Origin of the sequence: Oceanobacillus indicireducens, assembly GCF_014647195.1 — a bacterium.
GTDB lineage: Bacteria > Bacillota > Bacilli > Bacillales > Amphibacillaceae > Oceanobacillus > Oceanobacillus indicireducens.
This window is the reverse complement of record NZ_BMOS01000002.1, coordinates 186,019-211,730: the sequence shown is the minus strand read 5'-3', so window position 1 is coordinate 211,730 and position 25,712 is coordinate 186,019. Positions and strand designations below refer to the sequence as shown.

The following is a 25,712-nucleotide window of genomic DNA, read 5'->3' as shown; positions in this document are numbered from 1 at the left end:
CCCGCCAAGATTGAACTCTTTTGCCAAATCAAACTTGGCTTGAGCACTTTTTTTTCTTCATCCGTGTAGCGAAAGAACGGAGAAGCGGCAACTCTATCAAAATGAATTTCTGCATTATACTTGGTAGCGAGTTCCACTGCCCTTTGAGGGCTGAATGTTTGGGCGGCTTGACCTTGAACATGAGGCAACTTCCAGTCCCGCGCGTAAATCTGGAAACCAAGGAATATTTTCTCTGCGGGCATTTCGGTTAGGGCATATTCTACAACCCGCCGCATCTGGTTTAGTGGTGAAATCGCTTGAGGCGGACCGAGCCGGTATCCCCATTCATATGTCATTAAGATAACGAAATCGGCAATTCTTCCATGGGCTGCATAATCATGGGCTTCATACAATAATCCAGGTTGGTCAGCGCTTGTTTTCGGGGCTACCGCAGTCGAAACGAAATACCCTTCAGGATGGAGGCGGTTGACGGCCAATTGTATAAAGTTATTGAAACGCTCCCGATCTTCGGGTAATACATTTTCAAAATCAATATTTAACCCTCGATAGCCTTTTTCGTTCATTACATTGAGGATGTTTGTCAATAACGTATCCATTAGCTGGTTACTCGTCAGAATCGTATGGGTGAGCGATGAACCGGTTTCTTCTGAAGTGAAATTTAAGATCGACATCATTGGCAAAACATTCTCTTCATAACTTGCGGCAATCATCTGTTCATCTGGAAAAGGCTCCAAGCTTCCGTCCGCTTGAACCTGATAGGCAAACGGGCTCGCAAATGTCAGCAGTTCCCCAACTTCACGGATTGACTGGGCACCTGCTGCATCTTGCTGGTAGGAATATGCATTGACATCAATAATTGGTTTCCCCCGTGGAATAAAGAGCGTTTGCCCAGTAAAGATAGGCTCGGTTATCGTAAGGGCGTTCTCCTGAGCGAGTGCATAGACCGATACTCCGTACTGATTCGCAATGCTTGCAAGTGTCTCGCCAGGCGCTACATTGTGACGTGCAAGCGGAATAAATATTCTTTGTCCTGGCATGAGCGCCTCGGGATTGACCCCGGGGTTTGCCTGTAATACTTGATTTAAAGCCAATCCAAAATTAGCAGCAATACTCCACAAGCTTTCTCCAGCCTTTACCGTATGCCACGTTCCCTTAATCGGAATAAGTAACGCCAGACCAACAACAAGCCGTTCCGGATCCGGCAAATCGTTCACCCGCAATAACTCCGTCATACTTACCCCATATCGTTCATGTAACCCATACAAATTATCCCCCGGCTCCACAACGTGAATAATCACAAAAACTCCCCCTCTTACATTTCGCTCCAATATCCTATGCCCAAAAAGTGAGAATGTGTAGGGACAGAGGGTCAGAGCATTTGTCCCAGAATAGGAAACTATAAAATAAAAATGCTGTGATAACTTAGGTATCCAGGGCTAGCCACGTCCGGCTCCAGCGCCCAGCAACTATCAAACTTCACACTCCTCCAATCGATAAGTCAACATCAACTCACTGCGTTCGTTGTGTTTCCTTTATCTCATTCCGGAGTGCTCCAGTTTGTATGTTGCTAAACGGACGCTTACGCCTTTGTCCCAGAAAATTAATAGAAAGTTAACGAAATAAACCATTTTCCCAATAGACATCTGCCCATAACATGTTAAACTTATAGTAAGGAAATGATTGGGAAGTGATGGCCATGAAGTTGTGGATGAAAAAAGCGCTCGTTGCATTGATTGCGATTGCAACACTCGGAATGTACACGCCGACTTCGTTATTGGAAATTGAAGCAGAAGATAATAAAGATACTTTCTCCTCAAAAGCAGAATTCGATCAAGCGACTGAAGTCCGGGCAAGTGAAGCGACGTTCGAAAGCTATGAAACAATGCTTGAAGTCGAAACAGAACCGGATTATTTACGGGAGTTACAAGAACAGGCGAAAATTCAAAGCATGCTGAAATTTGGTCCGCGTATTGCTGAACAAGTGGAGGATGAGTTTTCTGCGGTAATTTTGCCGAAAATGGAGTCTGTACTGGAAGAGTTAGCTGCTGAAGCAGGGGATGAGGCGGTTCGTTATTATGGAATTACGGAACAACCAGCAAAGGGCTACGGTGAGCGAATCTTTCACGTAACCGATTATCGTACGGAAGAAGATGTCGTCCAGTTCCACGTCCGTCGTGACAATCGACCATTAGAAGGTTACTATTTCAACTTCCACTATCATCTTCAAAACGATGACTTCAGAGAGCATCACAACCTCGGTGAAATTTACTGGGATAAAAATACACCACCTAAGTGGATGGCATAAAGATTAAAAGAGGTGAGGATATAAGCTGTCCCCACCTCTTTTTATATATTCGCGCGCCCAGCAAGCCGTTAGTTGCTAGCTGTTGAAACTTTCTTGAATGACCTAAAGCTTTGAGGTGGGAGTTTTACGGACGGTTACACCGGGATAAAGTGAATCCTGCCGCCTTGTCAATTACACCCCTTGTTGAGGATAAAGAGAAGTTGAGCCTGAGATTATCGGCGAAAACCATGGAAGATGTGAGTAACTTGGAATTCAGCACCGAAGAATCCCGCGGGAGTTTCTATTTATGGATTAGGAGAAGGGAGAATATCTTAATGAGATTAGGTTTAAAAAGAAATGAAGTTAGACTGGTACCTCATAATCACGAATGGACAGAAGAGTTTCTCAGAGTTAAAAAAGATATTGTAAAGGAAACAAGGCTAGAGCCATATAAAGAAATCCTTTGTAAGGCATAAACAGGAAGGTATAAATGAGTATACAGTGAAAAAAGAGAGTTTTGTTAAAAAAATATGTGCATTGAATATAGTATAGAATAACTTCACCGATTTGTCATAATCTGCCGAAACAGGAAGCGTTTACAGGTGGTATGATCAATTTGAAAGAGATAGAAATCTTATTACGCAATAATATGATCAACGGTTCACAAAGAAGCGAGGTGAGTTTAACGGTTAATTAACAGACATTATTTTCTCAGCCTCACATGATATTTAGTTGGATAGCAATAGGCTATATTTTTTTAAAACAACATGCTCAATGTTTCACAATATAAGATGAGGAGGATTTACCATGACTACAAAAACACTTGAAAAGAAACAAGTTAAATCAGCGGGTGAGAGCATTGATACCCTGGTCGTTAATGGGAATAAGGCATTAAAGGAAATGAAAATGCTGGATCAAGCCCAAATTAACAACATTATTAAAGAAATGGCTTTAGCGGGCTTGGACAAACATATGGAATTGGCCAAGTTAGCTATAGAAGAAACAAAACGCGGTGTTTACGAGGACAAAATTATTAAAAACATGTTTTCGACGGAATATATTTACCACAACATTAAATATGAACGGACAATAGGGGTCATGAATGAAAATGAAATGGAAGGTATCGTTGAAATTGCGGAACCTATTGGAGTCATTGCTGGAATTACTCCTATCACGAATCCGACTTCTACGACAATGTTTAAATCCATTATCTCTATTAAAACGGGTAATCCGATTATCTTTGCTTTTCACCCTGGGGCACAAAAATCAAGTGCTAAGGCAGCCCAAGTCCTATATGAAGCTGCTGTGAAAGCCGGTGCACCTGAACACTGCATTCAGTGGATTGACCAACCGGCTGTGGAAAAAACGCAAGCACTCATGAAACATGAGGGCATCGCGCTCATTTTAGCCACAGGTGGATCTGGTATGGTGAAATCCGCTTACAGTTCCGGAAAACCAGCCCTAGGTGTCGGACCAGGTAACGTCCCTTGTTATATAGAAAAAACAGCGTATATCAAACGAGCAGTCAATGATCTCATTTTATCTAAAACTTTTGATAATGGCATGATTTGTGCTTCCGAACAAGCTGTAATTATCGATGAGCCAATCTATGAAAAAGTGAAACAAGAGATGATTGCTCAGAACTGTTACTTTTTAAATGCCACAGAAAAGGTAAAAGTCGAAAAACTGGTCATTGATGAAAATACGGCTTCTGTTAATCCGGCGATAGTTGGAATGAGTGCAGCTACTATTGCGAAAATGGCAGGAGTCACTGTTCCGGAAAACACAAAGATATTGGTCGCTGAATTAACCGGAGTGGGTCCCGATTATCCACTGTCACGGGAAAAGCTCAGTCCCGTGCTTGCCTGTTATAAAGCAAACAATACAGAAATGGGACTCAGACGGTGTGAGGAAATGCTTGAATTTGGTGGACTTGGTCACTCTGCTGTGATCCATTCTGAAGATCAGAAGGTCATCGATGAATTCAGTCAGCGGATGAAAGCTGGACGCTTGATTGTTAATCAGCCATCATCTCAAGGGGCAATTGGCGATATATATAATGCGTATACCCCGTCACTGACCCTTGGGTGCGGTTCATACGGCGGAAATTCTGTGTCTAGCAATGTGAGCTCTGTTCATTTATATAACGTCAAAAAATTGGCGAAAAGAAGTGTTAATATGCAATGGTTTAAAGTTCCACCAAAAATATATTTTGAAAAAAATGCCGTTCAATATCTTGAGAAGATGCCGAATATCTCAAGGGCTATCATTGTAACGGATCCGATGATGGTCAAATTGGGATACGTTGATAAGGTCTTATATTACTTAAGAAAACGTCCAGATTATGTCCATTGTAGAATTATTTCAGACGTTGAGCCTGATCCTTCTAAAGAAACCGTCATGCGGGGTGCGGCGGAGATGAGAGAATTTGAGCCGGATGTCATTATTGCTCTTGGTGGTGGTTCACCCATGGACGCCGCTAAATCGATGTGGCTATTCTATGAATATCCTGAAACAGACTTTAACGGTTTGAAACAGAAATTCATGGATATCCGTAAACGTGCTTATAAATACCCGCAACTCGGAAAACGGGCGCAATTTGTCGGGATTCCAACAACCTCTGGGACTGGAGCCGAAGTCACATCTTTTTCAGTCATCACAGATAAAGAGAATAATATAAAGTATCCGCTGGCTGACTATGAGCTGACACCGGATGTAGCAATCATTGACCCGCAATTTGTAATGAGTGTACCGAAAACAGTTACAGCTGACACCGGAATGGACGTCTTAACCCATGCGATTGAAGCTTATGTATCCAATATGGCTAATGACTTTACAGATGGGTTGGCAATCAAGGCTATTCAGCTTATCTTTGAATATTTACCGCAAGCCTATCATGATGGATCAAATGAGAAGGCCCGTGAAAAGGTGCATAATGCCTCGACCATTGCGGGAATGGCATTTACCAATGCGTTCTTAGGGATAAACCATAGTTTGGCACATAAACTGGGCGGTGAATTTAACATTGCTCATGGCCGTGCTAATACTATTTTGTTACCTCATGTCATTCGATATAATGCAACGAAGCCGACGAAATTTGTCTCATTCCCTAAATATGAACATTTCATTGCAGATAAGCGTTATGCGGAGATTGCCAAAGCGATTGGCTTACAAGCTGCTACCACCGAAGAAGGGGTGGAAAATCTGGTACAAGCCATTATTAAACTGGCAAAAGAATTGGATATCCCGATGAGTATTGAAGAAAATGGGGTCACCCAGAAAGAATTTGAAGCAAAAGTGGATCATTTAGCTGATAAAGCTTTTGAAGATCAATGTACAACAGCAAATCCGAAGTTACCTCTCGTCACAGAACTGGCCGATGTTTATAGAAAAGCATTTAAAGGTGTCTAGCTAGTAGAAGAGGGCGAGAAAAACCGGAAAATAGAAATGAAAGACGTGGTATCTACCCTCATAAGGAGAGGGAGCTACCACGTCTGTTTTATTTTTTCTTATAGATTCTCATCCAGTTCTTGCAAAAGCTCACCAATTTTCTTATCTTGAATAATCAAATCGGCGGACCGATCAAGCGGGGTATCTTCTGCATTAACAATGACCAATCTCGCACCATTTTCTTTCGCAAGCATTGGAAACTGGTTCGCCGGCGTAACGGTGAGGGAAGAGCCAAGCACAATGAACAAATCTGCTTTTTCTGTTTCCTGTAGTGCAAATTCAAAGTCATCGACTGGTAGACTTTCCCCGAATAAAACAATCGAAGGCCGTAACACACCATTACATTCCTCACAGTAAAATGCCTCTTTCACATACTTCTCACTACCGTACTGGCGCCCGCATGATTCACAATGCAACTTCTGCAAGGTACCATGAAGCTCTGCGACTTGCTTACTGCCTGCAAGTTGATGGAATCCATCGACATTTTGTGTAATAATCGACTTCACTTTGCCGGAACGCTCCCAATTGGCAAGGATCGAATGTCCTTTATGTGGTCCATATTCCTTCACTCCGAGTACACGCTCCCGGTAAAATGCAATAAACTCTTCCACATTATTGTTGAGTGCATCGGTACTTGCAAGCTGCGCGGGGTCTTTCTTCGTCCATAACCCCTTATTTGCTGACCGAAAATCCGGGAGGCCACTTTCTGTCGACATCCCCGCTCCGGTAAATACGACCGTATAATCAGACTGCTCCAACCAATTCTTAAGCATGTCATTCCTCCTTACTTGTACCCCTAGTATACCGTGAATTCAGGAAGCTTGCAGAGACCCAAGTTGATTGACTTCATAGAAAGGATATGGTATTAAAATAGATGGATTAGTATATATTGCTTCTTACTTTTTAACGAAAGAGGAGAGAGACGATGGAAAGAAGAGAATTTCAAGCGGAATCAAAGAAACTACTAGATATGGTGATTAACTCCATCTATTCGCAGCGTGAAGTTTTCCTAAGAGAATTGATTTCCAATGCGAGCGATGCAATCGACAAACTATACTACCGGGCACTTACAGATGACAATCTCACGTTTGATAAAGACAGTTATTTTATCAAACTTGACCCGAACAAAGATACACGAACATTAACCATAACCGACACAGGAATCGGGATGACAAAAGAAGAGATGGAGAGCAACCTCGGTATCATCGCAAAAAGCGGCTCCCATCAATTTAAGGAAGAGAATGAAATTAAAGACGGCCATGACATCATTGGGCAATTCGGTGTCGGCTTCTATGCGGCCTTCATGGTTGCGGAAAAAGTAACCGTCATCAGTCGCTCTGTTGATAGTGAAGAAGCTTATAAATGGGAATCAACTGGGCCTGAAGGGTACACGATTGAACCGGCAGAAAAAGCCGAAGTAGGCACTAAAATTATCCTCAAAATCAAAGAAAATGAGGAAGAAGAGAATTACGATGAATTCCTAGAAGAATACCGACTCAAACAAATCGTGAAGAAATACTCCGACTTTATCCGTTATCCAATAAAAATGGACGTGACGGAAAGTAAGCTGAAAGAAGGCACGGAAGACGAATATGAAGACGTCATTACGGAAGAAACCTTGAATACAATGATCCCAATCTGGAAGAAGAATAAGAGTGAGCTTACCGACGAGGATTATGAAAACTTCTATCGGGAGAAGCATTATGGTTTCGATAAACCGTTAAAACATATCCATCTTTCCGTTGATGGTGCGGTCCGTTATGATGCGATTCTTTATATCCCGGAGAGCGCACCATATAACTACTATACGAAGGAATATGAAAAAGGATTGGAGCTTTATTCGAACGGCGTACTTATTATGGAGAAAAGTCCAGAGCTGCTGCCGGACTATTTCGGTTTTGTGAAAGGATTAGTAGATTCCGAGGATCTTTCTTTAAATATTTCGCGGGAAATGCTTCAGCATGATCGCCAGTTAAGAACAATTGCCAAAAACATTAATAAACGAATCAAGCAGCAACTGAAACAAGTGCTGAATAATGACCGGGAAGCTTATGAACGCTTCTACCAATCCTTTGGCCAGCAATTGAAATTCGGTGTTTACAGCGATTTCGGCCAGCATAAAGAAGTGCTGCAAGATTTGCTATTATTCTACTCATCGAAAGAAAAGAAATTAGTTACTTTGGATGAATACGTTGAGCGCATGCCAGAAGAGCAGAAATATATTTACTATGCACAAGGCGATAGCGTTGACCGCGTGGACAAGCTTCCGCAGACTGAACTTGTAAAAGATAAAGGTTATGAAATTCTATATTTCACAGACGAAATTGATGAGTTCGCAATCCGCATGCTCATGAGCTATAAAGAGAAGGAATTTAGAAACGTCTCAAGTGGCGATCTTGGCATTGAACAAGATGAGAAAGAGAAGGAAGAAGAGAAAGAAACAGAGAAGGAACACGAAGAGCTGTTTACGAAAATGAAAGAGCTATTAGGGGATAAGGTTACAGCTGTCCGTGCTTCAAAACGTTTGAAATCTCATCCGGTTGTGCTTACAGCAGATGGTGATATTTCAATTGAAATGGAAAAAATCATTAATTCCATGCCCGATGATCAGCAAATTAAAGCAGATAAAGTATTGGAGATTAATGTGGATCACGAAATTATGAATGCTTTAGAGCAAGCGAAAGAGCAAGGCGACGAGCATTTGAAACTTTACACGAATCTATTATATAACCAAGCATTACTAATCGAAGGTCTTCCAATTGAAGATCCGGTTGCTTTCACGAATGATATTTGTAAAGTGATGCTTTAATATTCTGATGGTACTTTTCCGTATATCTGGAAAGGTACCATTTTTTATCTACCTAGCTTTCGCGAAAAAATGGTACACCGCAAAAAGCTCATTAAAAATCCGCCTTGCAATTGTATTGGGTTTTTGATATGATGGAACGTAACCCAAAATTTGTAGTAAACAATTTACCATCTATGTTAGAAATTACCTCCAGACGGGTAGACTAGTTTTCATAGTCGATTGAAAGTATCTGAAAGGAAGTGATTTCATGTTATTAAGTATTATCCTACCTGTCTTATTCCTCGGCCTCATTGTCTTCATCTTGCGTCAGTCAACCAGAAGATCCTAAAACAAAAGCGAGGCTCATTCCTGGCGTATTCCGTAATAGGCCAGGAAAGACCATGCTTCTACTCCTCCTGTTTCACCCATTATGTAGCATAAATTTCATCGCTCTAGAAAATACACCACGCTCATGTATAGCTGACTACTTTCAACTTTCACAGCCTAAAATAGCGAACTATTCCCTCGCGTAGTTAGTAAAACCAACTATCCATTATGGTTTCAGACACATATAGATGTTTTTCCGATCTCCTAATACCCCTCTCAAAAGGAACAACTGACTTACTTACTTTTTTATACAGCGTAAGTGTTTGCTCGTTCACTAATTAAAGAACGCTTTCGTATGTGGCAACGTCTGTATTAGCGACATCCTATGCGTCGAGACTTAGGCAGCCGCCCGCGGAAAAAGAGAGGTACCTGGAATGTGGCTCTCCAGAAGTAGGTTGCATTCAAGCCGTAATGAAAGTAATCATCCGTTCAGCTTAAAAAGCTTTTATTTAAAAAATAGTGTCTAGGTACATATTTGCAAAACTGCGGGATTCGGGAAGAAAGTAGGAGTTTTACGATAGCGATTTAAGGTAATAACTATTTAAAGAGGTAATTGTGGAATAAGTAAGTAAAAAGTTAGGAATACCCCGTATTGCATTGACAAATGACACGGTGTCATTTATTATAAAAATATAAGATGACACCGTGTCATTATCTGGTAGAAATGGAGGTAAAGGAATGCCCAAAGCAACATTTTTTAATCTGCCAGAGAAAAAGCGTCAATCCTTAATTAAGGCAATGGAAATAGAATTTTCTAGAGTTCCTTTATACGAGGCCTCCATCGCAAATATCGTAAAGACAGCAGGGATATCTCGGGGAAGCTTTTATCAATATTTCAGAGATAAAGAAGACGCCTATTACTATATTCTCAAGGAACAGGCAAGCCGTAGAAACAAACAGTTTATTCAACAACTGCATACACATCAGGGAGACTTATTCGAAGCAATCACTGCTTTTTACTATGATCTGCTTATTGAATTACCTGATGAAAAGGAGTATAACTTTTTCCGGAATGCTCTTCTTAACGTAACCCATCAGATTGAAACCATCTTCAATGAAATAATTGAAAGCAATCTGAAAAAAGATGGTATGGAAGAAATTACGAAACTAATTAATAGAGATCTTTTAAATATCGAATCAGACAGCGAACTGACCCATGTCATCCACATTATATCGGCAGTTGCATTCCGCAATTTTGTCGAGAAGTTTACGAAAGAGCTATCCGATCAAGAAGCAATTGAAAGCTTTATAGCAGAAATGAACTTATTGAAAAAAGGCATAGCAAAATAAACCAATTTGAAATGGGGTATGATATATGACAGTGACAATTTATGGAGCTGCATGTTCATCGACTAGGAAAGCGAAGCAATGGTTTACAAAGCAAAACATTCATTATGTGGAGCGGAATATTTTGAAGTATCCGTTAACCGTAACGGAACTTCAAGGAATCCTACGCATGACCGTTGACGGAACGGATGAAATTATATCAACACGATCCAAGATTTATAAAGATCTTGATCTAGATATTGAAGCATTACCGCTTCAGGAATTATTGGAACTGATTCACAAGCATCCTCGTCTGTTGCGTAGTCCAATTATGGTTGACGAGAAGAGGCTGCAAGTAGGCTATCATGAGGATGATATCCGTCAATTCCTGCCGAGAAAAACACGCGAATACCAATGGTTGCAATGGAGATTAAATCATTTGCAACTTGCTGAAGGGTAATTTATGGCGCAACTCTTGGCTGAACAATCGTATGTGAAAGTTATTCGTACCGTCGATTCCCTCACCCAAACAAATACTGAAGAACAACGTATGATGTATTTGTATGAGGATCGACTGGTGACGAAACATCGTGAGTTTCCAATCGATACAATTCACGATTTGTCCTACCGGTTGCTCGGAACAAAAGGTGGACTGTTGTATGTACATACGAACAAAGGTGTATACTCCTTTATTGTTAAAAGCTCTCCAGAACAATTTATTGAAGTTTTTAAAGCATATAGTAAATAAGGTAAACCCTAAGACTGGGTTTACCTTATTTTTATAAAAAATCGAAAGGAATGCATGCCCTAAATAATTACTTACTTTCTGAAGCGTGCACATTCTGGAATAGATTGATAATAAACAGCACAACAGAGATTAAAAATGCAACCCCACCACCAGACACGAAAATTTCAAGAACGATTAGCGGTACATCAAGATAAATCATCATCATCCCGATAAGGAGAAAAGGTAAGCCGATTTGATGAAGCCAGAATTGTAATTTACCAAGTTGGCTATTTCCCGCTTTTGGGTAAACCGAGTAAATAACACCAATTAAACCAGTAGACAGCCAGCCGACAACATTAATATGAGCGTGCGTTGCCCCCCATTGAAGCTGGATCGTGTAAAGCATAAATAACCCAAAGCCAATTCCGATAATAAAATAAAGAGCGGCAATTTTTATCCATTTCGCACCCAACGTTATCCACTCCTTTTTTGCTGATTTCTTACGATTTTTAACTGGTTGACAGGAAAATAGAAGCAGACTGAAATGCTGAGTTACTCTACCCAACCTAAGCCTTTTTTAGCATATTTTTCAAGTGAAACAGAAATACTTCCTCATTTTTATTTCATCTCCTTCATAATATATATTGTTCCAATTGGAAAAGTATGCCCTATCCAGAGGATGTTGGGAAATGGTAAAATATAAGATAATGAAAGAACAGAGGAGTTTGTCGGATGAAACGATTAAGTTACCGAGATACATGGGTTGAAGTTTCTTTAGCTGCAATCCGAGAAAATACGCGAGTCTTTAAACAACATATGAATAAAAATAGTAAACTACTTGCTGTCGTAAAAGCGGATGGCTATGGGCATGGTGCGGAGGAAGTCGGGAGGGCTGCTTTAGCGGCTGGTGCCGATCGTTTAGGTGTCGCATTGCTTGATGAGGCGATTGAACTCAGAAAGGCTGGTATCGAAGCCCCGATTCTTGTGCTCGGTTATACGAAACCGGAAGTTGTAAAGGAAGCGATTATAAATAAAATTACGCTCACCGTTTATAGCAAGGATGTGTTGGACGCACTTGTTACCGCCTGTGAAGAATTGCAGCAAGCAGTTAAGGTCCATTTGAAAATAGATACAGGGATGAGAAGGGTTGGCGTTCAGACCAAGGAAGAAGCACTTGAATTAGTGAAGGGCATTGACAGCAAGTGGATCGAACTTGAAGGGATTTATACTCATTTTGCAGACGCGGACAATGTAGATGAAACGTATACACGGATGCAATTTGCGCGTTTCCTTGAAGTGACGGACTATTTAGCAGAACATGGTTATTCCGCCCCGCTGAAGCATTGTTGTAATAGTGCGGCAACGATTTGTTTTCCAGAGATGCACTTGGATATGTGTCGGGTTGGGATTGGTATGTATGGTCTTTATCCAGCAAAACATATGAAGAAAGTGATTAGCTTGACCCAGGCAATGACATTCCAGACGAAAGCGGTGCTAATTAAGGAAGTAGAGGCGGGAGAGTCAATCAGCTATGGTTGTACATATCAGCCCAAGAGAAAATCGCTGATTGCCACTCTTTCAGTTGGATATGCGGATGGGCTTTCTCGTCAGCTGTCCAATCGTGGTGAGGTGACGATAAGGGGGCAGCGGGTGCCGATTGTCGGGAGAATCTGTATGGATCAGACGATGGTGGACGTAACAAGTATTGACGAGGTACAGGATAACGATATTATAACGATATTTGGTGAGGAAAAAGAAGGCTACATCTCCCTCGACGAAATAGCCGAACAGCTACAAACCATCCATTACGAAATCATTTGTCTCATCGGGAAACGTGTTCCAAGAGTTTATATTGGGTAAAGTGAAACTCATTCAGTGGGGGTATCCTTACCTCCCCGCTGAATGTAAGTTGAACAGAATAGGAATTTACGGACTGTTTATCCCCATCCTTCACATATTGGGTTTCCCCCATGTTTAGAGGAGGGGGTATTACAGACCGTTAATACGTGATAAAATAAAAATTCGCTCTGCGCCTATGTTATTAAACTTACAAATGATAAGTAAATAATAAAAGAGAACAAAAAGATTGCAACATGAAAAAAATCATGGTATATTAATAAGCGTAATTCATTTATATTGAATTAAACTAAAAGTAAGTTATAGATAACAGGGGGAATTCGAGTGTTAAAAATTGGTATTATTTTAGGAAGTGTTCGTGAAGGACGTAATGGGGAACAAGTAGCAAATTGGACACTTGACTTTGCGAACAATCGCAAGGATCAAGATGTAGAATATGAGCTAGTAGACCTAGCGGATTACCGTTTACCATTCCTAAGTGAAAGCTTACCGGAAGCTGAAAAAGAAAAGGCAAATGCAGTTATCAAAGCTTGGTCTGATAAAATGGCTTCTTTTGACGGATATATTTTCATCACTCCAGAATACAACCATGCAATCGGTGGTGCACTGAAGAACGCGCTTGACTACTTAAATCCAGAAGTAAATAATAAAGCGGCAGGATTTGTTGGTTACGGAAGCCTTGGCGGAACCCGTGCTCATGAGAACATGCGCCTGATTCTTGGTGAATTACAAGTAGCAGACGTTCGTACTGCAGTTACATTCTCACTACTAGCTGACTTTGAAAACTTCTCCGTCTTCAAGCCAGCTGATTACCATGCAGATAATGCAAACCAAATGTTAGATCAAGTCATTGCTTGGAGCAGTGCTTTGAAATCATTACGAGGCTAATTTGCTGACCACAAAATCCTCATGAATGATCTTATAAATGAAAGAGAAGATGCTGAGCTTAACGCACAGCATCTTCTCTTTTTTCATATAATCTCAGGAATTCCGGGATATACATCAAGAAAGAAATGGATAGGAATATACCCGTTACAATCATGAGGAATGCGATAAAATACGTATCTAGGCTGGGAAATGTAATTAAAATTCCCATCGCTAGGTAAAAAACAGCCGTTGATACTTTCCCAAACCACTTCGCTCCGTCCAATTTTTTCCCGCGTTTTAAAAGAATGAGTCCATTGATTCCCATAAACAACTCTTTCAAGACAAAGAGGATAAACAGAATCCACATATATGGATAGCGGAACAATAGACAGGCGACGATCGCTGTCTGTGTTAATTTATCTGCAATCGGGTCAACGATTTTCCCGAGTTCTGTAATTTGATTGAATGTCCGGGCAATCCATCCGTCCAATGCGTCGGTTACACCAGATAAAAGAATAATAATGCCGATAAGATAATAATCGCTTGTGTCCGTTGCATGAATGAAAAGATAGACAAATACAGGAATCAGAAGAATCCGGATGTAAGATAAAATATTTGGGATGGATAAAACTTCCCTTGTTGTTAACTTCACATGAAATTCCCCCTATGTTTAGAACTACATTACCCAACTCTTGCAACTTATAAGTTTTATAAAAACTAGGAATTACTTTCATTCAGTGTAAGAGTAACTCTTACCTGGAGGTCCGCAGTTCAGACACCTCTCGCTTTCCACAGGCGGCCGGGTTACTCCTGCGTGAAAAGCATTAGTCCTAAGCTCCCGCAGGAAGTGCTTTTCTTCCGAGGCAGACTAAGTTCGCTCTCGTATGTGGCAACGCCTGTATTATCACTTCCTGTGCGTCGAGGCTACGGCTGTACCTTAGGATGCGCATCCGTCCGCCGGGCAACTGAACGGCGATTAGTGCTCTTACATAACAGAACGTGCGAAACACTTGCGCTGAATGAAAGTAATTATACGGTTAGGTTGTTGTAAAAGTTGAATAATACCTTATAAGCATATCAAAAATAGTTGTTTTACACTCCTATTTTGCTACCAAACGATGCGCTTGTCTTGTTCAATGAGCGAGTAGAGACTAACTGCAATGAAAAATTGAGCTGCATAGTAGGGGAGCATGACAAGGGCCTCCGCAAATGGAACGGCCGCCACAAACATATTCCAAGCAAGAATCGAATCAGAAATAACGAATAACAATGCCCCGAATTGCGCCGGTCGATTGCCTGTTAAAATTGTAGCCAAGAGCATTAGTGAAATAATGATAATATAAGCAACGACTGGGACCGCAAGTACTTGCTCTCCGGCATCCGTTAACGCAGGTATAAGGAATATCCCGAAAATAATAGCATAGATACCAATTGGAATTGCGGCAAGTATCCGCCGCTTCGTGAATTTGGCAACTTTGAGGAAGCCGATAGCATAACAAATATGGGCAATAAAGAAGGCGACAAGACCAATGAGAAACCAGTGCAGTGTCGCATCGCCAATCATCGAAAAGACGAGACCAAGCATGATGAACCAATGGACGCATCTTTTATTTTCTGGAGCAATCCGAAATGCATAAAGTATAATGACAATCATTGGCAATAGTTTAAAAAAGAGTTTGAACGTAAAAGGCTCATCGGGAGCGATGAAAATATATACGAGACTAAGCGTCAGTATCATTAGCGGTAAGCGGTAAAGAACCATTGTGCTCCTCCTCGTCTTTATTCCGTGTCGACCGATTTCAAGATGGCAGGCAATTTAATTTGCAGTGTAAAGGTTTGGTTCTTATAAACGAAATCAAGATATCCTGCATGTTTCTGGGTAATCTGTGCGATAATCTGTGTACCAAGTCCCTCATGATCCCCTGATTTGGTCGTTCTCGCCTGTTTCGTAAATAAATGATCAAGTACATCGTTCGGTATGGGGAGGGTGTAATTTTTACAGCTTAAAATAAATAATCCGCTCCGTTTTGAAGTCTGTAATGTAATATGGGCCTGTTTTCCGGTCTCTTTTTGCCATTCGGCGCTTGCTTCCAGCGCATTATCCAGTATATTCCCGATTAGTTCAGTTAAATCTCGATCGGAAAGTGGCAAGCTTGAAATTGCCGCTTCGAGATCGTACGTTACTTCAATCCCATTATCTTTTCCTTTGCGGTAACTTTGATGCAGAATACCCGCAACCGTTCCTCTTTCTCCTTGAATGGACAGGTTTGTTTCCTTATACCCTTCCACAAGCTCATTTAAATACGTTGTTGCTTCTTTATGATTCTTATTTTCAAGCATATAATGCATCGCAGAGATATGTTTTAAAAAGTCATGTCTTTCTTTCCGGACGATGAGAAAGGCTTCATTCATCTGCTCAATTTCCCTTGTGTGGGAATGGATAAGCTCATCCTTATGATAAAGCTTCCGGCCCAATGTAAGTCTCATTATTTCAACGGAAAGGAAGAGGAGAAATGGAATAAGTGAAATCAGGCCAGGCCCGCTTAATAAATAGATGAATAAAACAAGTAGCTGGATACTGTATAACCCCAAATTCACCTTTGCTCCAAGCGCCTCAATCTGCACGATCATTTTTCTTTGAAGTAGAAAAACAAGGAACAAAGCTACAATAATTGATACATAAAAGGGAAAATCAAAAGGTAAAGCTCGCCCCGCAAGCTCCAAATGAAACGCGAAAAGCAAGACAACACTCACCCAATAAAGACGCACAATCCCCATTTCCAACCTCCTATCAATCGGGACAACTGCTCTGACCCCGTGTCCCGCACTGGGACAGAGGGTCAGAGCAGTTGTCCCGGTGTTAAAAGTAATTTTGCTGCAAGTGGTTGACCATTTCTTTTGTAATCATTGCGGTTTCTTCTATGCCGTCAAAGTTCACGATGAAGGAGTTTTTCGCGTAGAGCTCGAAATTTTGAATGTAGTGGATGTTGATGATAAAGGAACGGTGTGAGCGAAGAAAATCCCTTTCCCTTAGCTCTCCCTCTAATTCTTTTAACGTTTGATATGTCTTAATGGTTCCACTTTTTGTAAAAATTGTGGATGACCTGCCTGTTCGTTCAATGAAAATGATATCCTTTTTCTGGATAATATGAATGTTGTTCTTCTGTTTAATGTAAAGTCTCCCTGTAATTTCCGCTTGCCGGGACTTTTCCATAATCCGTTTAATTGATGTCGTGAGCCGATTTTTCGTATAGGGCTTCATAATATAGTCATGTACATTGATTTCAAAGGCATGGACCGCATACCCACTATTTGCCGTTACGAAAATAACGTCAATATGAAGCGCGTGGGAATGGATAATATCTGCGAGCTCATAGCCGGAAAGATGGGGCATTTCAATATCGGCGACGAGCAGCATGATTTCTTCATCTTTAATCCGCTCATAGGCTTCCTCTGCAGAAGTAGTAGAGAAGACGATCTCCACATCATCAATCTGTGATACAATCCCAACTATCTTATCTAAATCAATCTGACGGTCATCAACGATTCCAACCTTCAGCATACTTGTAACCCCCGTACTTTCTATGTAAAATGACGCAATAGTTTTTCTTCATTATACCATTTCAAAGCCAGATAAGGCATTTTCACGACATCAAAGGAATGATTCGCGACATGTCCGGTGAAAGAGGCGATGGTTTTGCTTACAATGAATGTAACAAATCAAAAAAGGGATGGGAACGAAATGATTGAAATTCAAAACGTGACGAAACGATTTCAAGATAAAAAACTCTCAATAACTGCTTTAAACCATGTGTCCTTTACAGTTCATGCAGGAGAGATCGTCGGTCTATTAGGGGAGAACGGAGCAGGGAAAACGACGCTTCTCCGTTCCATCGCAACATTGCTTACACCGACAGAAGGACAAATTGTTGTAAAAGGCTATGACACAGTAAAGAAACCAGATGAAATTAAAAAGCGGATGGGTGTCTTGTTCGGCGGAGAGACTGGGCTCTATAACCGCATGACCGCTAGAGAGAATCTCGAATACTTTGCAGCGCTCTATCATTTAAGCAAGCATGAGACAAAGGTGCGGATTGATGAACTGACGAAAATGTTCGGTATGCGCGACTTTCTTGACCGGAAAGTGGACGGTTTCTCTAAAGGGATGCGTCAGAAGATGGCGATCGCTCGTGCAATCATCCATGATCCGGAAATTATTCTCTTCGATGAACCGACAACCGGACTCGATATCACCGCTTCCAACGTTTTTCGCCAGCTCGTCCAGGAGCTAAAAACACAAGGAAAAACGATTATCTTCTCCAGCCACATTATGGAAGAAGTTGATATGCTCTGTGACCATATCGCGATGATCCATAAAGGTGAACTTATCTACCATGGGGAGAAAGAGGCCTTATATGAAGAGGAAAACAGTCGGGATTTAAACTATATCTTTATGAGTAAATTAGTAAGGGGGACGGATGGCTATGCTATTTAAAATTTATAAAAAAGAAATGATTGATTCCTTCCGTGATAAGCGGACATTGCTATTAACCGTATTGTTACCGATTCTTATGATGTCCGCATTAACTTTTTTCTATGAAAGTTTGATTAGTGACGGGGAAGATGAAACATACACATTGGCTGTGGAAGAAGACATTTCCGCTGAACAGGAAACAATACTTGGAACATTGGATAAGGTGGAACTCTTACGTGCGGAAAATCCGGAACAGGCGTTTATCGATGGAGAAGTTCAAGCAGCAATTGTGTTTGCAGATAACTTTGACGCGGAAGTGCAAGCGGGAGAAGCTGGCAATGTGGAGCTGATCGGGGATACATTCAGTCAAAAATCTTCTAATCTTATTTATCTTGTAAGTGGCGAGCTTGCAGAATATGAACAGATTGTTGTCGCAGAAAGACTGCAACAAGCGAATATCGATCCATCCATCACTCAGGCGGTTGCAGTGGAGCAACGGGAGACGAACACGGAGGATAGTAATATCCAGGTGCTGGCTCTGTTGATCCCACTTATTCTATCGATTGCTATTGGAGTGGGAGCAGCTCCATCAGCAGCAGATATCTTTGCGGGTGAAAAGGAAAAGAAAACGATGGAAGCACTTCTTATGACGCCAGTAAATCGCTCTACGTTACTAATGGCAAAATATTTAACGATATCTTCTGTCGGAGTCATTATTGGAATTATTACGCTCGCAGTCGTTGCAATTGAGATAGCTTTCTTTACGGAACACTTGAAAGCTGCAATTTCGTTCGGTGATAATATGGTTGCGATCATTGGAATGGGCGCACTTGTGACGCTAGTCTATTCATTCTTCGTTGGTGCTCTCTTAATGATCACAAGTATTGTGGGTAAAACAGTAAAAGAAGCACAGAGTTATAGTACACCGATTATGATGGTGCTCATTTTCCCGATGATGATGATTAGTGGTCTTGGTGTGAATGAGTTTACGATGAATCATTTTATCCTGCCATTTGTAAATATCTTTGCGATTCTTACGGAATTATTGTTTGGTGTGGTGAATTATGGGCATATATTTATGACGATTGGCAGTAATCTCGTCTGTATCATCATTATCTTCATCATCAGCAGAATCCTATTTAGTAAGGATAAATGGGTGATGAATTAAAATAAAAGACTCAATAGAGCCATCTAATGCTTGAATAAAGCATACTTAAACAGCCGGGCACATCATAATATGCCCGGCTGTTTTGTAGTGTGTTTAACTATTTTGTAAGATGAATGTTTCAATCCCCATTTGCAAGATGCGTCTCTGTTCGCTTTCTGCTGCAGTTCTGCTCGGATAGGTGCCGGCGATGACACGGTATAGCTTTTTTCCAGTTATCGACACTTCTTTTACCGTGGCCGGGATTTGTTTCGAGGTGAGTAATGCTTGTCTTGCAGTTGCATTTGCTTTTTTTGCAAAGGAACCGGCAATTAATTGGTATCCCTCTTTACTAGAGCTAGAGCTTTTTAAGTTAAAGATTTCAACTAACCCCTCTACATGCGCGGCTGCGACTTTTTCTCTCCAGGCCGCCTGCTTCATCAATTTCGCATCTTCCGGATGATCGATAAAGCCGTTCTCTGTTAAAATCGCCGGCATGTTTGATTCGCGCAGGACATGAAAGTTGGCCTGTTTCTTCCCCCGGTTTGGTATGCCAATTGCTCGCAGGACTTTTTCGTGGAGAATCGTTTGATAGTTTCTTGTAACAGACCCTGCCGGCAATTTGTTATAAATAAAATCTTCATATCCCCGGGCTCGTCCATTAAAAGCATTACAATGAAGCGACAAGAAAAGATTTGCGCCCCAGCTGTTCGCTTCATTTGTCCTCACCCGAAGACTCTTCGTGGCATCAGTCGTTCGGCTCAGTTTCACTAAAACTTGCGGATAATCGCGAAGCATACGGCGAACCCGAAGCGCCAAGTCAAGAGCCACTTCTTTTTCCTGCAAACCATTTCCGATCGCACCGGAATCTTCCCCACCATGTCCGGCATCAAGATAAATTTTCATCTCTTTCATCTCCCTTTCCTTTAATTATCCATCCATTTCTATAATCGAAAGGAAATGATAGAAAGGGGCATAGATTTAGAAGAAAGCTGCATATACTATAGAAGCTCCGTAAATTTACAAAAGCTTTACATTCGACTAATACTTCCTTTACATTGGGACACTATACTAGTACTTGAGAGCGGAAAGCGCTCAAGATAAAATCCATCTATTATTGGGGAGGACAAAGTCGTATGAAACTCAAGAAATTGCTTATGTTCCTTGTCATCGGGGCATTCGTTACAGTGCTTGCAGCATGCGGAGGAAAAGATAACGGTAATGACACGGGTTCAGAGGAATCGTCAGAAGAGACAAGTGGCAATTCAATAGATACACAAGAAGGCGGATCCGAAGAGCTGGAAGGTATTGTTGAAATTGACGGCTCTGGAACTGTATTTCCATTAATGTCTAGACTTGCTGAAGAATATATGGTTAATGAACAACAAGGTGTATCGGTCGAAGTTAGCCGGGCAGGTACAAGTGCTGGTTTCAAACGTTTCCTGGAAGAGGGCGGAACAGACTTTAATGATGCCTCCCGTGAGATTAAAGAAGAAGAACTAGCAAAAGCAGAGGAACTTGGAATAGAAGTGAAAGAATTGAAAGTAGCACTAGATGGTTTGACAATTGTAACCCACCCAGAGAACGATTGGGCAACAGAACTGACTCCGGATCAAATCATTGGTATTTTCTTAGGTGAATATACAAACTGGTCTGACGTAAATGCAGACTGGCCGAATGAACCGATCCACACATACGGACCGAATGAAAATCATGGAACGTACGAATTCTTCTATGAAAATATTTTAGAAGAACAAGACTTAAGAGAAGATGTTAACCTGCAACAAGAATATTCAACACTCGTAACACTAATTTCTGAAGATGTAAACTCCATTGGATTCTTCGGCTTCGGTTACTATGTAAACAACCAAGACCAAGTACAAGCAGTCCATGTTGATTTTGGTGAAGGCCCGGTTGAACCGACATTGGATACGATTGCGGAGGATGGCGACTATGCGGGCTTCACGCGACCAGTATTTACGTATCTGAATGTAAACAACGCCAAGGAGAAGCCACAAGTCCTTGATTATGCAATCTATTGTATGGAGAATGCGGCAGACTTTGCTGGTGAAACTGGATTCGCACCAATACCTGAAGAGGAAGCAAGTGCATTGGTTGAAGAATTAGAAGCTCTTCAATAAAATACGCAACATCATGTAAACATTAAAGATGAGGGCAAAAAATTGCTCTCATCTTGTTGTGAATTTTTCACGCATGAATGGGTTGTAGTACCCCACCTCTAAATGTGGATAAATAAAAATTTGAGAAAAGGGGTAGCCCCAGGAATCCCTGATACGGCTCAACTAACAATCCGAGGGGTGATAAAGAAACCCTACGGAATGAAGTTTCATTTTTTATTCTGGGAAGGAGTATACGGAAATGGCAGGGAACAGCGATACAAACAAAAACGCTGTGAATGTAAGAGAAATGATTGCAGAAAAGAAAAAAAAGAAAAGTCTCTCCAATTATACGGAAAAATTCATTCCAACTTTTCTTCTTCTTATCGCATCAATCTCTCTTCTGACAACAGTAGGAATTATTATAACTTTGTTTACGGAAGCAATTGAATTCTTTAAGCGTGTTCCGGTTTGGGAATTCTTTACTGGAACGGTGTTGAAACCGATGAGTCAAAATCCTGAATTTGGTGTGCTGCCATTAATTAACGGTACATTGATTTCAACCTTTATCGCAATGCTCGTCGCAGGCCCGATTGGGATTATGTCGGCGATCTATTTAAGTGAATATGCATCAGACAGGGTAAGGCGGGTATTGAAGCCGCTGCTTGAAATTCTCGCAGGCATTCCGACAATCGTATATGGATTCTTTGCATTTACATTCGTTACACCACTTATCCGTAGCATTTTTCCAGAAGTAGGAGCGACAAATATTTTGAGTCCTGGTCTTGTAATGGGGGTCATGATAATCCCGATGATTGCTTCTTTGTCTGAAGATGCGATGAGTTCCGTGCCGAATAGTATGCGGGAAGGTGCATTCGCCTTAGGTGCCACGAAATTGGAGACGACGTTTAAAGTTGTCATCCCGGCAGCACTGTCTGGAATTATTTCATCCTTTGTATTAGGTATTTCACGGGCGATCGGGGAAACGATGATTGTTACGATTGCGAGTGGTAGCTCAAAGAACTTCACTTTTGACATCACCCAATCGATGCAGACAATGACTGCTTATATCGTAGAAGTTTCTTCAGGTGACGCTCCGGCAGGCTCGACTATTTATTACAGTCTTTATGCTGTCGCAGCCACATTATTTATTTTTACGTTATTAATGAATATCCTAGCAAGATATCTCTCTCGTAAATTTAGGGAGGAGTATTGATTATGAGATATGTTGATGAAGCAGTTGTAGAGAAGCGGATGAAATCACGGGTACGCAATAATTCAATCTTAAAATTCATCTTTTTACTCTCCACCTTATTTGGCTTAATTGTCTTAGCGGTATTACTTGTTCGCGTATTCTCTCAAGGTATTGCTTGGTTGGATTGGGATTTTATAACGGGTAGATTATCGACAGACCCTGCTCGTGCAGGAATTATGGGGGCAATTCTTGGAACCTCCTGGCTCATGCTTGTCGTCATCCCGGTCACTTTATTTATAGGAGTGGGAACTGCTATTTATCTCGAACTTTATGCAAAGCCTGGCCGTTTTCAAAACTTTATCGCTACAAATATATCAAACTTAGCCGGTGTGCCATCAATCGTTTATGGTTTACTAGGACTAACAATTTTTGTCCGTGCCCTTGATTTTGGTAACGTCGTGTTGGCAGGTGGTTTAACATTATCACTTTTAGTATTGCCGATTGTTATTGTTGCAGCTCAAGAATCGATTCGTGCAGTTCCAAATTTTTTAAGTGAAGCAAGCTATGGTATGGGGGCTACGAAATGGCAGACGGTGAAGAAGATTATCCTGCCAGCAGCACTACCAGGAATTTTGACGGGCTCGATTCTTGCATTATCGCGGGCAATCGGGGAGACAGCGCCCCTTACAGTTATTGGGATTCCTGCATTGCTCATCCCGTTTCCAGGTGGCTTATTCGATACATTTACGGCACTCCCGATGCAGATTTATTACTGGACACTCGATGCATCCTTAGTTGCTGAGTATGCTTATCTTGCAGCTGCTACAATTATCGTGTTGCTCGTCCTATTATTCTTACTCAATTCAGTAGCCATTTTCATCCGAAATAAATTCCAACAACGCTATTAAGCGATTAATTGATTCAAGTCACGTTTTTAAGGAGAGAACATAATGAGTCAGAAAATCACGGTAAAATTAAATGATCAGGTCGTCAAAAAGACTGGCCGACAAGAAAAGAAGCGTGCCGTATTTGAAACAAACCAGTTGAATTTATGGTATTCAGACACCCATGCATTAAAGGATATTAATCTATCAATTAAAGAAAAGGAAGTCACCGCCGTCATCGGTCCATCCGGTTGCGGAAAGTCAACATATATTAAAACATTGAATCGCATGGTTGAACTTGTTCCAGGTGTTCGCACAACAGGTGAAATCAAGTATAAAAACAGAAATATTTTAGATCGAAATTTCCGTGTCGAAGATTTAAGGACCCAAGTCGGCATGGTTTTCCAGAAACCGAACCCCTTCCCAAAGTCGATATATGAAAACATTGCTTACGGGCCGAAAATCCATGGAATTAAAAATAAAAAAATACTTGATGAAATTGTGGAAAAGAGCCTTCGTGGTGCCTACATTTGGGATGAGGTGAAAGACCGCTTGAATGAGAATGCATATGGTCTTTCGGGCGGACAGCAGCAACGACTTTGTATTGCACGTTGTCTAGCGGTTGAACCTGACGTCATTTTAATGGACGAGCCCACTTCAGCACTTGATCCGAAGTCAACGCTCCGGATTGAGGAGCTTGTTCAAGAGCTGCGTGAAGATTATTCCATCGTTATCGTTACACATAATATGCAACAAGCTGCACGCATTTCAGATAAAACGGCGTTCTTCTTGAATGGGGAAGTTATCGAGTTTGATGAAACGGATAAAATCTTCACCAATCCAAAAGACAGCCGCACCGAAGACTACATTTCCGGTCGCTTTGGCTAGAATGAATAAAACGAGGCTGGCATTCGTGCTAGTCTCGTTTTATCACGTATTAACGGTCTGTAATACCCCACTGAATGAAGTTTCACTTTATCACGCATTAACGGTCTGTAATATCCCCATCTCTAAACATAAGTGAAGCTCAAGATGTGAAGGTGGGGGATATACAGTCCGTAAATTCCTGATTCTGTTCAACTAACATTCAGTGGGGAGGTAAGGAAACCCCACTGAATGAAGTTTCACTTTATTAATAAACCTTCAACTTTCTGCTATACTTGGGATAGACTGTTTGTTGAAGGAAGGAGCTTTTGCAGTTGGTTGGCGTATTTCGCATTATTACTCATATTTTCTTCTTATATGCTTTACTCCTGATTGGGAACTTTCTTCAGGAAGTTTTTCACTTATTCATACCAGGCAGTGTCATTGGTATGCTTCTTTTATTTCTTCTATTAAAAATGGGAATCATTAAAATAAAGTGGATGGAAGAAGGGACTTCCCTTTTGTTAAGACATCTCACCTTATTCTTTATTCCGGTGACCATCGGATTTATGGAATACCTTGAATTGTTTAAAGGGAAAGGGATATTCCTTCTCCTTATTACAGTAATCAGCACAGCGCTTGTCATGGGAGTAGGCGGAGCGGTTAGTGAACAGCTGGCCCACGGAAAGGAAACACAACATGAATGAAATTGCAATTGGTATAATCGCAATTACTGTGACCATCATTATCTATTCACTTATTCTTCCTATCCATAAAAAGGTTCAATCACCGCTCACTCTCCCGATTGTCGCTGTTTCTGCGATTATGATTCTCGCTTTACTTCTCTTTGATATCCCTTATGAAACATATATGATTGGCGGTCAGTGGATTGAATTTCTGATGGGGCCGGCGGTAGTAGCGCTTGCGTTACCACTTTATAGGCATTATGACATGCTGAAGAAATACATGAAACCAATTTTCGCAGGAGTCACGATTGGTGCTTTCGTGGGGGTAACGACAGGTCTGTTCATGGCAAAAGCGCTTGGCTTCGAGAGGGAACTGATCCTTGCACTTCTGCCAAAATCGGTCACGACTCCAGTAGCGATTTCTATTGGTGAGACATTGGAAGGACCGCTATCCTTGACAGCAGTTTTCGTTGTCATAGCTGGAGTTTCCGGGGCAATTATTAGTCCAGTTATATTTAAACTCTTTAAATTGGAGCGACCGATTGGAAGAGGAATTGGTATGGGGAGCGCTTCGCATGCAATCGGTACAGCTACGAGCATGGATAGAGACGCCTTAGAAGGTTCCATAAGTTCCATTGCAATGATACTCAGCGCGATCATCGTTTCCATCCTTGCACCGTTATGCGCCTTGTTATTTTTGTAATCCAACAAATAGCTTGAGA

The 25,712-nt window shown here is 41.2% G+C and carries 24 protein-coding genes and 1 pseudogene; 17 read left to right on the top strand and 8 right to left on the bottom strand.

Translation table 11 applies throughout. The annotated features are described in order from the left end of the window. Positions 1-1,298, bottom strand: a pseudogene (locus IEX94_RS02440) (LysM peptidoglycan-binding domain-containing protein); the annotation flags it as partial. A gap of 398 nt (positions 1,299-1,696) precedes the next feature. Between IEX94_RS02440 and IEX94_RS02435 the strand changes: the two are divergent. The 3 genes from IEX94_RS02435 to adhE all read left to right on the top strand — a co-directional run bounded on the left by IEX94_RS02435 (position 1,697) and on the right by adhE (position 5,695). Further along, the gene (locus IEX94_RS02435) at positions 1,697-2,305 is read left to right on the top strand and encodes a YpjP family protein (protein WP_188855882.1); all 609 of its coding nucleotides are present in this window, start codon (positions 1,697-1,699) and stop codon (positions 2,303-2,305) included. Positions 2,306-2,619: 314 nt separating this feature from the next. Further along, complete coding sequence (locus tag IEX94_RS19585) at positions 2,620-2,760, top strand: hypothetical protein (protein ID WP_229782529.1); 141 nt, start codon at positions 2,620-2,622, stop codon at positions 2,758-2,760. A gap of 331 nt (positions 2,761-3,091) precedes the next feature. Then, complete coding sequence (gene adhE / locus IEX94_RS02425) at positions 3,092-5,695, top strand: bifunctional acetaldehyde-CoA/alcohol dehydrogenase (RefSeq protein ID WP_188855880.1); 2,604 nt, start codon at positions 3,092-3,094, stop codon at positions 5,693-5,695. A gap of 98 nt (positions 5,696-5,793) precedes the next feature. Here the strand turns inward: adhE and IEX94_RS02420 are convergent, their stop codons facing one another. Then, positions 5,794-6,507, bottom strand: coding sequence for an NAD-dependent protein deacylase (locus IEX94_RS02420; RefSeq protein WP_156856209.1), 714 nt, complete (start codon positions 6,505-6,507; stop codon positions 5,794-5,796). A gap of 152 nt (positions 6,508-6,659) precedes the next feature. Here IEX94_RS02420 and htpG point away from each other — a divergent pair, with 152 nt between their 5' ends. The 4 genes from htpG to IEX94_RS02400 all read left to right on the top strand — a co-directional run bounded on the left by htpG (position 6,660) and on the right by IEX94_RS02400 (position 10,923). Next, positions 6,660-8,543: a molecular chaperone HtpG gene (gene htpG / locus IEX94_RS02415; RefSeq protein WP_156856210.1), complete on the top strand. Its 1,884-nt coding sequence runs from the start codon at positions 6,660-6,662 to the stop codon at positions 8,541-8,543. Between the two features lie 1,044 nt (positions 8,544-9,587). Next, on the top strand, positions 9,588-10,199 hold the full coding sequence (locus IEX94_RS02410; protein WP_156856211.1) for a TetR/AcrR family transcriptional regulator: 612 nt from the start codon (positions 9,588-9,590) through the stop codon (positions 10,197-10,199). 25 nt (positions 10,200-10,224) lie between these two features. Further along, complete coding sequence (spx, locus tag IEX94_RS02405) at positions 10,225-10,635, top strand: transcriptional regulator Spx (protein ID WP_156856212.1); 411 nt, start codon at positions 10,225-10,227, stop codon at positions 10,633-10,635. 3 nt (positions 10,636-10,638) lie between these two features. Continuing rightward, positions 10,639-10,923 carry a hypothetical protein gene (locus IEX94_RS02400; RefSeq protein ID WP_188855879.1) on the top strand — a complete coding sequence of 95 codons (285 nt, stop codon included), beginning with the start codon at positions 10,639-10,641 and terminating at the stop codon, positions 10,921-10,923. Between the two features lie 67 nt (positions 10,924-10,990). Here the strand turns inward: IEX94_RS02400 and IEX94_RS02395 are convergent, their stop codons facing one another. Beyond that, positions 10,991-11,374, bottom strand: a complete 384-nt coding sequence (locus IEX94_RS02395; RefSeq protein ID WP_188855878.1) for a hypothetical protein — start codon at positions 11,372-11,374, stop codon at positions 10,991-10,993. 260 nt (positions 11,375-11,634) lie between these two features. Here IEX94_RS02395 and alr point away from each other — a divergent pair, with 260 nt between their 5' ends. After that, positions 11,635-12,762 (top strand): alanine racemase, encoded by a 1,128-nt coding sequence (alr, locus tag IEX94_RS02390; protein WP_188855877.1) that lies wholly within the window; start codon positions 11,635-11,637, stop codon positions 12,760-12,762. Positions 12,763-13,083: 321 nt separating this feature from the next. Then, positions 13,084-13,647 (top strand): NADPH-dependent FMN reductase, encoded by a 564-nt coding sequence (locus IEX94_RS02385; RefSeq protein ID WP_188855876.1) that lies wholly within the window; start codon positions 13,084-13,086, stop codon positions 13,645-13,647. Between the two features lie 58 nt (positions 13,648-13,705). Here the strand turns inward: IEX94_RS02385 and IEX94_RS02380 are convergent, their stop codons facing one another. From IEX94_RS02380 to IEX94_RS02365, 4 genes are all read right to left on the bottom strand, one after another. Continuing rightward, a complete protein-coding gene (locus tag IEX94_RS02380) occupies positions 13,706-14,278 on the bottom strand; it encodes a CDP-alcohol phosphatidyltransferase family protein (RefSeq protein WP_156856217.1) in 573 nt (190 codons plus the stop codon). 456 nt (positions 14,279-14,734) lie between these two features. Beyond that, positions 14,735-15,388 carry a lysoplasmalogenase gene (locus tag IEX94_RS02375; RefSeq protein ID WP_188855875.1) on the bottom strand — a complete coding sequence of 218 codons (654 nt, stop codon included), beginning with the start codon at positions 15,386-15,388 and terminating at the stop codon, positions 14,735-14,737. Between the two features lie 17 nt (positions 15,389-15,405). Then, positions 15,406-16,404, bottom strand: coding sequence for a sensor histidine kinase (locus IEX94_RS02370; protein WP_229782528.1), 999 nt, complete (start codon positions 16,402-16,404; stop codon positions 15,406-15,408). Positions 16,405-16,486: 82 nt separating this feature from the next. Next, positions 16,487-17,188, bottom strand: a complete 702-nt coding sequence (locus tag IEX94_RS02365; RefSeq protein WP_156856219.1) for a LytR/AlgR family response regulator transcription factor — start codon at positions 17,186-17,188, stop codon at positions 16,487-16,489. 180 nt (positions 17,189-17,368) lie between these two features. Here IEX94_RS02365 and IEX94_RS02360 point away from each other — a divergent pair, with 180 nt between their 5' ends. Continuing rightward, a complete protein-coding gene (locus IEX94_RS02360; RefSeq protein WP_156856239.1) occupies positions 17,369-18,121 on the top strand; it encodes an ABC transporter ATP-binding protein in 753 nt (250 codons plus the stop codon). Then, positions 18,111-19,268 carry an ABC transporter permease gene (locus tag IEX94_RS02355; RefSeq protein ID WP_188855874.1) on the top strand — a complete coding sequence of 386 codons (1,158 nt, stop codon included), beginning with the start codon at positions 18,111-18,113 and terminating at the stop codon, positions 19,266-19,268. The genes IEX94_RS02360 and IEX94_RS02355 overlap by 11 nt, the downstream gene beginning before the upstream one ends. 93 nt (positions 19,269-19,361) lie before the next feature. Here IEX94_RS02355 and IEX94_RS02350 read toward each other — a convergent pair whose 3' ends face one another. Beyond that, the gene (locus IEX94_RS02350) at positions 19,362-20,150 is read right to left on the bottom strand and encodes an N-acetylmuramoyl-L-alanine amidase (protein ID WP_188855873.1); all 789 of its coding nucleotides are present in this window, start codon (positions 20,148-20,150) and stop codon (positions 19,362-19,364) included. 230 nt (positions 20,151-20,380) lie between these two features. Between IEX94_RS02350 and IEX94_RS02345 the strand changes: the two genes are divergently transcribed. The 6 genes from IEX94_RS02345 to IEX94_RS02320 all read left to right on the top strand — a co-directional run bounded on the left by IEX94_RS02345 (position 20,381) and on the right by IEX94_RS02320 (position 25,693). After that, entirely contained in the window at positions 20,381-21,385 is a 1,005-nt protein-coding gene (locus tag IEX94_RS02345) for a PstS family phosphate ABC transporter substrate-binding protein (RefSeq protein ID WP_188855872.1), read from the top strand. A gap of 238 nt (positions 21,386-21,623) precedes the next feature. Continuing rightward, the gene (gene pstC / locus IEX94_RS02340; protein ID WP_188855871.1) at positions 21,624-22,577 is read left to right on the top strand and encodes a phosphate ABC transporter permease subunit PstC; all 954 of its coding nucleotides are present in this window, start codon (positions 21,624-21,626) and stop codon (positions 22,575-22,577) included. Between the two features lie 2 nt (positions 22,578-22,579). Next, positions 22,580-23,464 (top strand): phosphate ABC transporter permease PstA, encoded by an 885-nt coding sequence (pstA, locus tag IEX94_RS02335; RefSeq protein WP_188855870.1) that lies wholly within the window; start codon positions 22,580-22,582, stop codon positions 23,462-23,464. Between the two features lie 42 nt (positions 23,465-23,506). Continuing rightward, positions 23,507-24,328: a phosphate ABC transporter ATP-binding protein PstB gene (gene pstB / locus IEX94_RS02330; protein WP_156856224.1), complete on the top strand. Its 822-nt coding sequence runs from the start codon at positions 23,507-23,509 to the stop codon at positions 24,326-24,328. A 311-nt stretch (positions 24,329-24,639) separates the two neighbouring features. After that, positions 24,640-25,011, top strand: coding sequence for a CidA/LrgA family protein (locus IEX94_RS02325; protein WP_188855869.1), 372 nt, complete (start codon positions 24,640-24,642; stop codon positions 25,009-25,011). Further along, positions 25,004-25,693 (top strand): LrgB family protein, encoded by a 690-nt coding sequence (locus tag IEX94_RS02320; protein WP_156856225.1) that lies wholly within the window; start codon positions 25,004-25,006, stop codon positions 25,691-25,693. Before IEX94_RS02325 ends, IEX94_RS02320 begins: the two co-directional genes overlap by 8 nt. Positions 25,694-25,712: the final 19 nt, after the last annotated feature.